The sequence below is a fragment of the Mycobacterium intermedium genome (genome assembly GCF_002086275.1).
Taxonomy (GTDB): domain Bacteria; phylum Actinomycetota; class Actinomycetes; order Mycobacteriales; family Mycobacteriaceae; genus Mycobacterium; species Mycobacterium intermedium.
The window spans coordinates 1-603 of sequence record NZ_MVHT01000300.1 but is presented as its reverse complement, the minus strand read 5'-3'; the positions used below and the strand labels follow the sequence as shown (position 1 = coordinate 603).

The following is a 603-nucleotide window of genomic DNA, read 5'->3' as shown; positions in this document are numbered from 1 at the left end:
CCCTCGGCGGTGGCCATGCTGTCCCCGGCGGGGTTGGAGTCGACGGCGTTGATCGTGGCCGGGGAGGCGTGTCCGGTCGAGGTGGTGCAGACCTGGGCGCCGGGTCGGGTGATGGTCAATGCTTACGGTCCGACCGAGGCGACGATCTATGCCTCGATCAGCGCCCCGTTGGTGGCGGGGTCGGCGGTGGCGCCGATCGGGGTGCCGGTGCCGGGGGCGGCGCTGTTCGTGCTGGACGGCTGGTTGCGGCCGGTGCCGGTGGGTGTGGTGGGCGAGTTGTATGTGGCCGGTTCGGGTGTCGGGGTGGGGTATTGGCGGCGCGGCGGGTTGACGGCGTCGCGGTTTGTGGCCTGCCCGTTCGGCGGGGTCGGGACCCGGATGTATCGGACCGGGGACCTGGTGTGCTGGGGTGCTGATGGTCAGTTGCGTTACCACGGCCGGGTCGATGAGCAGGTCAAGATCCGCGGGTATCGCATCGAACTAGGTGAGGTCCGGGCCGCGCTGAACGCCTTGGACGGGGTGGACCAAGCGGTGGTGATCGCCCGCGAGGACCGCCCCGGGGACAAGCGCCTGGTTGGTTATGTCACCGGCACCGCCGACCCC

Annotated in this window: 1 protein-coding gene; it reads left to right on the top strand. The window is 70.6% G+C overall.

What is annotated here, in order from left to right; genetic code table 11:
- On the top strand, positions 1-603 hold a 603-nt coding region (locus BST27_RS30775; RefSeq protein ID WP_139805520.1), incomplete at both ends, for an AMP-binding protein.